This window comes from Pseudonocardia ammonioxydans (assembly GCF_900115005.1).
GTDB lineage: Bacteria > Actinomycetota > Actinomycetes > Mycobacteriales > Pseudonocardiaceae > Pseudonocardia > Pseudonocardia ammonioxydans.
On sequence record NZ_FOUY01000096.1, the window covers coordinates 1 to 8,699 of the forward strand.

The 8,699-nt window shown below is 69.0% G+C and carries 10 protein-coding genes; 1 reads left to right on the forward strand and 9 read right to left on the reverse strand.

Annotated features, from left to right (window positions below; all coding sequences use genetic code 11):
- The 8 genes from BM093_RS33665 to BM093_RS33700 form a co-directional block, all read right to left on the reverse strand.
- A partial coding sequence (locus BM093_RS33665) for a 2,5-dihydroxypyridine 5,6-dioxygenase NicX family protein (RefSeq protein ID WP_483880044.1) occupies window positions 1-325 on the reverse strand: 325 nt, incomplete at its 3' end.
- A 6-nt stretch (window positions 326-331) separates the two neighbouring features.
- Window positions 332-1,168, reverse strand: coding sequence for an alpha/beta fold hydrolase (locus BM093_RS33670; protein WP_093357212.1), 837 nt, complete (start codon window positions 1,166-1,168; stop codon window positions 332-334).
- Window positions 1,165-1,770, reverse strand: coding sequence for a hypothetical protein (locus tag BM093_RS33675; protein WP_143105691.1), 606 nt, complete (start codon window positions 1,768-1,770; stop codon window positions 1,165-1,167). Before BM093_RS33675 ends, BM093_RS33670 begins: the two co-directional genes overlap by 4 nt.
- 8 nt (window positions 1,771-1,778) lie before the next feature.
- Window positions 1,779-2,450 carry an SRPBCC family protein gene (locus BM093_RS33680; RefSeq protein WP_093357217.1) on the reverse strand — a complete coding sequence of 224 codons (672 nt, stop codon included), beginning with the start codon at window positions 2,448-2,450 and terminating at the stop codon, window positions 1,779-1,781.
- A gap of 7 nt (window positions 2,451-2,457) precedes the next feature.
- Window positions 2,458-3,318 (reverse strand): FAD binding domain-containing protein, encoded by an 861-nt coding sequence (locus tag BM093_RS33685; RefSeq protein WP_093357219.1) that lies wholly within the window; start codon window positions 3,316-3,318, stop codon window positions 2,458-2,460.
- On the reverse strand, window positions 3,315-4,409 hold the full coding sequence (locus BM093_RS33690; RefSeq protein WP_093357221.1) for a PEP/pyruvate-binding domain-containing protein: 1,095 nt from the start codon (window positions 4,407-4,409) through the stop codon (window positions 3,315-3,317). The genes BM093_RS33685 and BM093_RS33690 overlap by 4 nt, the downstream gene beginning before the upstream one ends.
- Window positions 4,406-6,289, reverse strand: coding sequence for a PEP-utilizing enzyme (locus BM093_RS33695; RefSeq protein ID WP_093357223.1), 1,884 nt, complete (start codon window positions 6,287-6,289; stop codon window positions 4,406-4,408). Before BM093_RS33695 ends, BM093_RS33690 begins: the two co-directional genes overlap by 4 nt.
- Entirely contained in the window at window positions 6,286-6,996 is a 711-nt protein-coding gene (locus BM093_RS33700) for an isochorismatase family protein (protein ID WP_245773983.1), read from the reverse strand. Before BM093_RS33700 ends, BM093_RS33695 begins: the two co-directional genes overlap by 4 nt.
- A gap of 517 nt (window positions 6,997-7,513) precedes the next feature.
- Between BM093_RS33700 and BM093_RS33705 the strand changes: the two genes are divergently transcribed.
- Entirely contained in the window at window positions 7,514-8,203 is a 690-nt protein-coding gene (locus BM093_RS33705; RefSeq protein WP_093357228.1) for a GntR family transcriptional regulator, read from the forward strand.
- A gap of 173 nt (window positions 8,204-8,376) precedes the next feature.
- Here the strand turns inward: BM093_RS33705 and BM093_RS33710 are convergent.
- A partial coding sequence (locus BM093_RS33710) for a transposase family protein (RefSeq protein WP_143105692.1) occupies window positions 8,377-8,699 on the reverse strand: 323 nt, incomplete at its 5' end.

The following is an 8,699-nucleotide window of genomic DNA, read 5'->3' on the forward strand; positions in this document are numbered from 1 at the left end:
CGGCGTCCTGGATCGCGAACTGCTCCGGGGAGAACAGCAGGAACGTGCAGTCCACCACCATGTCCGCGGCCTTGAGCGCATCCACCGCCAGCGGGATCCGGCCCAGCCCGGAATCCCCGACCGCCCACGCACCACCCGCACTCGCCGGCGACGGCAACCGCATGTGATACCCGGTCGCGCCCAGGCGCTGGATCGCCCACAGGAACGCGTCCGCGTACTCGCCACGTTCCCCACCCCGGGTCAGCACCACGACGGTCTCGCCCTCGTGCACCCCGGACAGCGTCAGCTGCTGCAGGCAGATGTCGTTGAACAGATTCTGGTCCATGGCTGGCTACTCCTTGGGTTCGAGGTAGGACAACAGATGCGGGTGAAGGGCGTCGAGGAAGCCGGCCAGGTCGTCCCACGGCACCATGTGCCCGGTATCGGCGACGCTCAGCATCGGGATGTCCGGGCGGGTCCGGTGTAGCTCGTCGGCCGTGTCGGCCGGCACGACCGGGCTGTCGGCCCCGCGTACGAGGAGCACCTCCCCGCGCAGAGCGTTCCAGTAGTCGACGAAGTCCTCGGTCTCGAAGCCTTCGTGGGTCTCGACGACGGCGGTCTCGTCGCAGGTGGCGAGGAAGCGGGCGCGCAGCTCCAGCTCGCGCTGCGGCCATCGCGGGTAGAACGCGCGCACACCGTCGGCGTCGGTTCCGGCCTGGGCCTGCCGGAGCTGGTCGAGGAACGCCTGCCGCGTCGTGGGATAGGGACGGCGGCCGGGTCCGGAGGTCGGCGGATCGACCAGCACCAGAGGCCCGTGGTCGTCGGGGGCGTGGCGGACCGCGTAGGCCGCGGCGATCCGGGCACCCATCGAGTGGCCCACGATCACTGGATTGTGCAGGTCGAGCGCCTCCACGAGCCCGGCGACGTCGGCGGCGTAGTCGACCAGGCGGTGACATCCCGACGGGGCCCGGTCGCTCTCCCCGCGTCCTCGCACGTCCGGCACCGTCACCCGGTAACCCGGTTCGGCCAGCTGGACGGCGAGGAAGTCCGCACAGGCCGCCGGAGTCGTGATGCCCGGGAGAAGGAGCAGCGGACGATCGCCTTCCCGCCCGTAGCGCAGCACCCGGTGCCGAAGGCCGTTCGCCCACACCATGCTGCTCACTCCCGCGAGTTCGACCGATGCGGTCATCGTTGCGGTACCTCCGTCTCCGACTCCGTCGGGAGCTGGTCGAGGGCCCACGCCAGGAGCGGGGCCGCGTACTGGGCAGCGGCGGGCGTTCGCACGCGGTCGGTCATGTAGCGCAGCTTGCGCTCGGCCTGCGACCGCGAGCAGACGCCGGAACGGACCCAGTCGCGCGTCAGGTCAGCGAGGGTTTCGAGGAACGACAACGAGTCCGCCGCCTGGACCTCGTCGGCGCCGTCGATGCCGCCGACCTCGTGCAGCCCGACCAGACGCCGGATCTCGGCCCGGTCGACGGTGGCGGACACCGGGCCCAGGTTCCCGAGCCACACCGTGACGACCTCGGCCGATCGCAGCATGTGCGGGAAGAGGTAGTCCGGGTCGTCCCAGCGCCCGTCGGCGTGCCGGAGGACCGGCCCACCCGGGAACATCCGCTCGATGTCGTGGGTCAGCGCCGCGATCCGCATCTCGGCCGTTGCCGCGGGCGCAAGGTGCACGAGCCAGTCCCGCGCCCGCACCAGGTGCTCGGCCTGGTCGTAGGCTGCGATCCACTCGGTGGCGAGCGCCTCGACCTCGCCGTGTGCCTCCACGCGCGGTGCCGTCCAGGGCATCGATGTGCTCATCGCGCGCGCCGGTTCTGCCAGACGGCGACCGCGCCGAGCACCGCCGATACGGCGCTCAACACGACGGAAGCGACCGTCCAGTGGTCGGGCCCGCGGCGGGTGGAGAGTGCCGGTGCGGTCGAGGTGGAGGCACGGTCGGTGAAGGCCGCTGTGCCGATCGAGGGATGCGAAGCCGGCGTGGGGACGCCGCCGAGAGCGCTCTCGAGGTTCCGGGAGAACGTGGTGGTGACCTTCCTGACCTGCTTGGCAACGACCTTCTGTCCCACGCTGCCCAAGGCGCCCGCGAGGACCACGTCGCCGTCGACCGAGACGGTCGTCCGGTCCGGCCCTGCGGCCTCGACCTGCACGGTGACGGTGGCGCGGACGTTGCCCATCGCCCCACGGACGGACTTTCCGGTCGCGGTGAAGGCGATGAGCTTCTCCGGCACCCGCTCGACGATCTTCACCGCCGCTGCGAAGGTGGCCGACATGGGGCCGACGCTCTGAGTGATCCGGACGTCGATGTCGTCGGGCCCGGTCAGCACCAGGTCCTCGACGCCGGGCACACAGCCGGCCACCTTCTCGGGGTGCTCGAAGTACGCCCACACCGAGGTCAGCGGCTGCGCGACCTCGAATTCCTCACGGAGTTGCATGATCTCTCTTCCACCCGCGGACGCCGCCGCGGGCATGTCGGGGTCACGGGCGTGGGGCCCGCAGGTCGGTCAGCGCGCGGCGGAGGTGGACCGGCAGCAGGTGGCGCCGGTATGCCGCGGACGCACGCACGTCGGAGGGCGGATCGATGACCTCCGCGGCAGCCGCGGCCGCCGCGTCGAGGTCGGCGTCGGTCAGGCGCGAGCCCTCGAGTCCCTTCGCCGCCGCGGTGGCGAGCACGGGGTTGTCCGCCACGCCACCGAGCGCGATGCGGACGTCGCGCCAGGTGCCGTCGGCGTCCCGGTCGCCCGTGACCACCACACTGACGACTGCGAAGTCGTTGTGCTTGCGGCAGTACTGGCGGAACGCGAAGTGCTGCGGGTGCCGCGGGACGTCGACCGCGACGAGTAGCTCGTCCGGTTCGAGCACCGTGGCGTACGAGCCCGTGTACAGCTCCGCGACGGGGATACGGCGCACGCCGTCCGGCCCGACCACGACGGCGGTCGCGTCGAGCACGAGGCAGGCCAGGGGCATCTCGCCGGTCGGGTCGCCGTGCACAAGGGACCCGCCGATGGTGCCCCGGTTGCGGACCTGCCGGTCGCCGATGTGGGTCACGATCCGCGAGAGCAGCGGCAGCCGCTCGGTCACGAGTGGCGAGCGCTCGAGGGTCGAGTACCGGACCAGTGCGCCGATCTCGGTGCGCTCACCGTGGACGCGCAGGTCGTCGAGTTCGTCGATCTCGTTGATGTCGACGAGCGCGTCGGGCCGCCAGAGCCGCATGTTGAGCATGGGGACCAGGCTCTGGCCACCGGCGAGCACGCGGGCGCCGCCGGCGTGCTCGCGCAGGTGTGTGACGGCCTCGGTGACGGTGTTCGGCCGGTGGTAGGCGAAGCGCGCGGGTTTCACGACGGACGCTTCGCCGCGGCGACACCCGTGCCGGAGAACCTGGCCAACACGTGCCCGACCGCTGACTTCGGCGCCGCCACGAGTTGCTCGGCCCGGCGCTGCGCCCAGACCGTCTCCGGGCGCACCTGGAGGACGAACACCTCGCCGTCCTCGGAGACCGCCCACTCGATGTCCTGTGGGGCGCCGCGGTGGTGCTCGATCCGCTTGGCCAGTTTGGCCAGTGCGTCGATCTCCTCGTCGGTCAGGCAGGGTCGCTGGTGCCGGTCCTCGGGGACGGGGACGAGACCGACCACGCCGGTGGCGGGGTCGACGCCGTACGCGGACTCCTGCGGTGTCAGCTCGCGTCGGACGACCTCGAAGGTCACCTTGTCGACGACGAAGCGGCTCGGCGTGACGCCGCCGCCGACCACCCCCTCGCCCAGGCCCCAGCAGCCCTCGACGACGACTTTCGAGCGGTCGCCGGTCACCGGGTCGAGAGTGAACATGACGCCGGCGGAGCGCGCCTCCACCATCCGCTGCACGCCGACGCAAATGCCGTGGTCGGCGAGCGCCGCGTCGGCGGTGACATCCGGCTTGTAGGTCAGCACGGCCGGGCCGAACATGCCCGCCCAGCACCGGCGGACGTGCGTCAGGACATCGTCGACCCCACGGATCCACAAGAAGGTGTCGTACTGACCGGCGAAGCTGGCCCCGGCCAGGTCCTCGGACTCCCCGCTCGACCGGACGGCGACCGGCAGGTCGGCGCTCCCGGCCTCCTGCTCGAGTCGGGCGTAGGAGGAGCGGATGGCGTCCTCGAGAGCCGGCGGCACGGCCGCGCCCTCAAGCTCAGCCGAGAACTCCGCGCTCAGCTGTTGGACGCGGGCCAGGTCGGCATCGCGCGCCTCGGCCCGCACCGTGCGGGCAGTGTCCGCCAGCCCGGACTCGGCGAGGAAGTATCGATAGGCAGAGGTGGTGACGCCGAACCCGGGCGGCACGGCAAACCCGGCCGCGGTCATCTCGGCGAGGCTGCCGAACTTCCCGCCGAGCAGCGGGCTGGCGACGGCCGCGGGGTCGTCGATCCGGAGGACGAAAGGGGTCTCTGTCGTGGTCATGCGGTCACGTCCTCGAGCACGCGGACGACGCCGTTGCCGCCGTCGACCTCGATGAGCTGTCCGGTCCTGATGGTGGTGGTGGCGAAGCCCGTGCCGACAACGGCCGGGAGGCCGTACTCACGGCACACGATGGCGGTGTGCGCCATGATGCCGCCGACGTCGGACACGGCGGCCGAGAGCCGGGAGAAGACCGGCGCCCAACTCGGCGCGGTGATCCGGCAGACCAGGATGTCCCCGTCCTCGACCTCGTGGAGCTGTTCGGGTTCGAGGATCACCCGGGCCTTGCCAGACACCTTTCCTGCAGAGGCGGCCACGCCGTTGAGTTGGTTCGGGTCCTGACCGTCGGAGCCGAGCCACTCCTGCACCGACTCCTGGTTGATTCCCCAGAGCATCACCGTCAGGGGCTCGGTAATGTAGTCCGGTGGCACGCCGAGCGCGGGCTGCGGCGGGTTCGCCTTGAGTACGTCGCGGATGTGCTGTCGGCGCTCGACCTCCGGCCGCCAGTACGTGACGCCCCGTGCCTGGGTCCCGGTCGCCCACCCGATGTTGAGGTCGTAAAGCGCCGAGTAGATCTCGTTGCGGTGCAGGTAGAAGATGTCCTCGCGGTCGTCGAGGAAGTCGTGCGCGACGAACACGTCGCCCAGTTCGCGCACCTTCGACCAGAATATCGAGTGGTGCCAGTGCTCGACGTAGAAGTTGTGGTTCTCGACGAACGGGAAGACCTTGCGGGCGAGTTCGACGAGCCCGTCGAACGACTCCCGGTCGGCATCGGTGGGCAGGTAGGTACGGTACTCGTCGGTCACCCGGACCCGTTCAGCGAGGATGGCCTCGAGCGGGCGCTCGATCTCGTGGCCGTCGAGCAGGTTCTTGATGTAGCCGCGCAGGGCGGTGAACGGCAGTCGCAGGTCGTCGATCCACGCGCGGTCGCTGTGCTGGTATCCGGCTCCGGTGGAGAACCAGAACCACGGGTCCTTGGCCTGCTCGAAAGCCTCGATCCAGCGGCCGCCGACCGGCTGGGCGGCGACTGCGGCGATGGCGGTCCCCGGGTCCTCGTGGGTGAGCAGCTGCTCGGTCAGCCCGAGGTCGACGGCGAGCCTGGCCAGCGCGCGGATCTCGTCGTCGGGTCGGAACAGCATGATGTCGATGCCGGAGACCATGCTGGCGATCGTCTGGTCGGTGATCCCCGGGAAGGCGGCCTGACAGTACTCGCGGAACGTCAGGTAGGCGCCGTAGCCGAGATTGAGCATCTCGAAATGGTAGGAGCCCATCTCGAACAGGTTGTGGATGAGCTCGCTATAGCTGGTCAGCAAATCGTAGGTGGAGTACAGCCCGCGATGAGAGAAAACTGCGGATTCCGGCTCCTTTTCCGGCAACGGCGTGAAGCTGATCTGCTTCAACCGTTCGATGCAGTCGGTCGCCTTGGCCACCCACTGCTCGTAGATCTCGTCCCAGTTCTCGTAATAGTGCCCCGCCCGCACCTCGAAATCCCCCGCCCGCGCGGCGATCTCGTCGGCGTCGGACACTGCGTTCGGGCTGATGTAGAGGTAGCCGTTGATGATGCGCTGGTCGATCCCGCCCGCCAGCGGGATGGGCCACACCCGCGTGGACATCTGGCTGACCGTGACCCACCAGTTCTCGGTCATGATCGTGTCGAACGGGTAGAGCGGCTCGGGATTGTGCATCCCGTCGAAGAACCAGAACTTGCCGTCCTCGAACTCCGCGCGTTCCGTGCTGAGCAGCGCGTAGTACGGGTACATGCTTTCCCAGCCCTCGGCGCCGGGGGGCGTCGTCACCGCGAACGGGCTGGCGAATCGCTTCCCGGGAATCGCCTGAGCGGGCTCGCCCGGCGCAGGTGTGGAATCAGGGCTCGTGATGGTCATGCAGGGACCTCTGACTTGGGCTCGGTGGCGGGCGGGCGTGTGGTCTCGGGGCCGAGGAGCGTCTTGGCCGCGCCGACCGGTCGGGTGAGGTAGTCGATGACCTCTTCGAGGTCCACGACGTCGCCGTACTTCTCGTCGATGTCGAACAGACTCGCGGCATGGGGACCTGGAGCCCGGTCGGCGACGCACTCCTGCGGAACCAGGCTTGGAAAGCCGTACTGGACCGCGTCGACCACGGTCGCGCGGACGCATCCACTCGTCGTGGCACCGGCAACGACGACCGTGTCGACGCCCTTCGAGACCAGGTACGTCGCCAGCCCCGTTCCGAAGAAGGCCGACGCACCGGTCTTGACGATGATGTGCTCGTCGGGCCGACCGTCGAGGCGGTCGTCGATCTCCACGAGCCGGCTTCCCGCTGTCAGTGCAGCCATACCCTTGGCCTTGCGTAGCCAAGTGAGTCCGCCGACCTGCCCCGGGTCGTAGGCGATAGTCGTAAACACGACGGGCACGTCCGCGGACCGCGCAGCGGCGAGCAGGCGCCCCGTCGCCAGCACGGGCCCGGTCATGTCCGCGCCCGTCGGGTAGGCGGGGTCGGTGAATCCGTAGCTGAAGTCGACCACCACCACCGCTGGCCGGGCCCCTCGTGCCAGGGGATGGCCGAAACCTGCGCGGTCGTACACATCGACCGTGTCGGGCTCGTCGTCCACCGATACTCCTCTCACATCGTCGTGATCCGGCGTCAGCGGCATGTATAGCAGGCAACGGCATACGTGTATACCACCGGCACCACCGACAGTGTCGATCGCCGGCAGCGCGCCTCACGGGTGACCCGAGAGGAAGGCCGTCGGCGGCGAGTGCTGCCGGACAACCGAGCTCAGGTCGTGGCACCCGCGTCCTCGCACCCACGACGGCAAGCGTCCTTCGGCTGTGCGGAGACCGTGTACCGCTGCGTTGTGCCGCACGGGGCTTGACCAGCAAGCCGGCTTCGGCTGACCAGGAACCGCACGCTGCCGTCTGTCACGTCGTCGAATGTTGCGATGCTGACCGGGGGTGTCTCGTGCGGCGCGTTCGCCGGTGTCCTCGCCCGGCAACGAGCGGGCAGAGCCGTGCAACCGTCCTCCATAGCCGCGGCGAACGCTTGTGCCCGTATCGTCATCGATCACGAAAGGTCCGCACGTGAGACAGACCGGCGGACGATGGACCGCCCAGAACGGAGACCGGTACATGCAGCTCTCGGAGCCCAACACCGTTCCGCTGTCGCAACGCACAAGCGAGGGCGTCGCCCGAGTCCTGCGCGAGGAAATCTTCTCCGGCAACCTCAAGCCAGGAGAACCGCTGCCGGAGCGGACGCTTGCCGAGGGCCTCGGTGTCAGCCGCACCCCCGTTCGCGAGGCGCTGTTCACGCTGCAAAGCGAAGGCCTTGTCGAACTCACGCCCAATCGAGGCGCGACTGTGCGCAGAATCACCTCGAAGGACATCGTGCAAATTTACTCGTTGCGTGCCGTTCTGGAGGCCTACGCGGCCGCGGAGGCCGCTCGCACATGCACTCGGAAGGACATCGACGCGCTCCTCGACGCCCAGGCCAAACTTGAACGCGTCGGCGTATCCGGCACGGCACACGAACAGGCACTCGCCGACCTAGCGTTCCACAGACTGATCAGCGACGCGACTGGTAGTAGTCTGCTGCAAACGATCATGGGGCAAGTGCTTGCGTTCACCGTGAGCTACCGATCCCGCTATTCCTACCCGGCCGAGCGTGCCGCCCTCGCGATCGAGCAGCACCGCAATATTCTCGAGGCCTTACGAGCGCAGGACAGCGAGCTGGCCGAGCGGCTCATGGCCGAGCATGTCGAATCATCCCGTGAATTTGCTCTCAGGCATTTCGACGAGAGCGAGAACGCTGTAGTTCCGTGACGAATTGCGACAATTTCGGGCTGTTCCGGATTTGGAGTGCAGGTGAGGGTGCGGCAGCTCGCGGAGGCGGGGTCGTGTCGCTACGGTGAGACGGGGCCCGGGCCGCTGATGATGCAGGTTCTTACGCCAAGATCACTGACCCTACATCGTCAGTGAACTCTTTCCACTTGGCGTCAGCCAGCGAGGATGAGGGTTTGGATCGCGTTGACCAGCGCGGTGGTCCGCTGCGGGCAGCACCTGATCTTCCGCAGGACCTTCCAGCTCTTGAACATCGCGTTGGCGCGTTCCCCAGGCCCGCGTTGCGCCGCGTGGGCGGCGTTGACCTCCCGCTGCGCCGGGGAGAGCCGCCGGCGCTCACCGGTGTCCCGATCGGCCGGTCGCCGGCGCTGCGGGAGATCGAACGTCGGGCCGGCGCCGCGGTATCCGCTATCGGCAACCACCTGCACCCGGGCAGCGGCGAGGGCGTCGATGATCCCGTGCTCGCGGGCGGCACCCA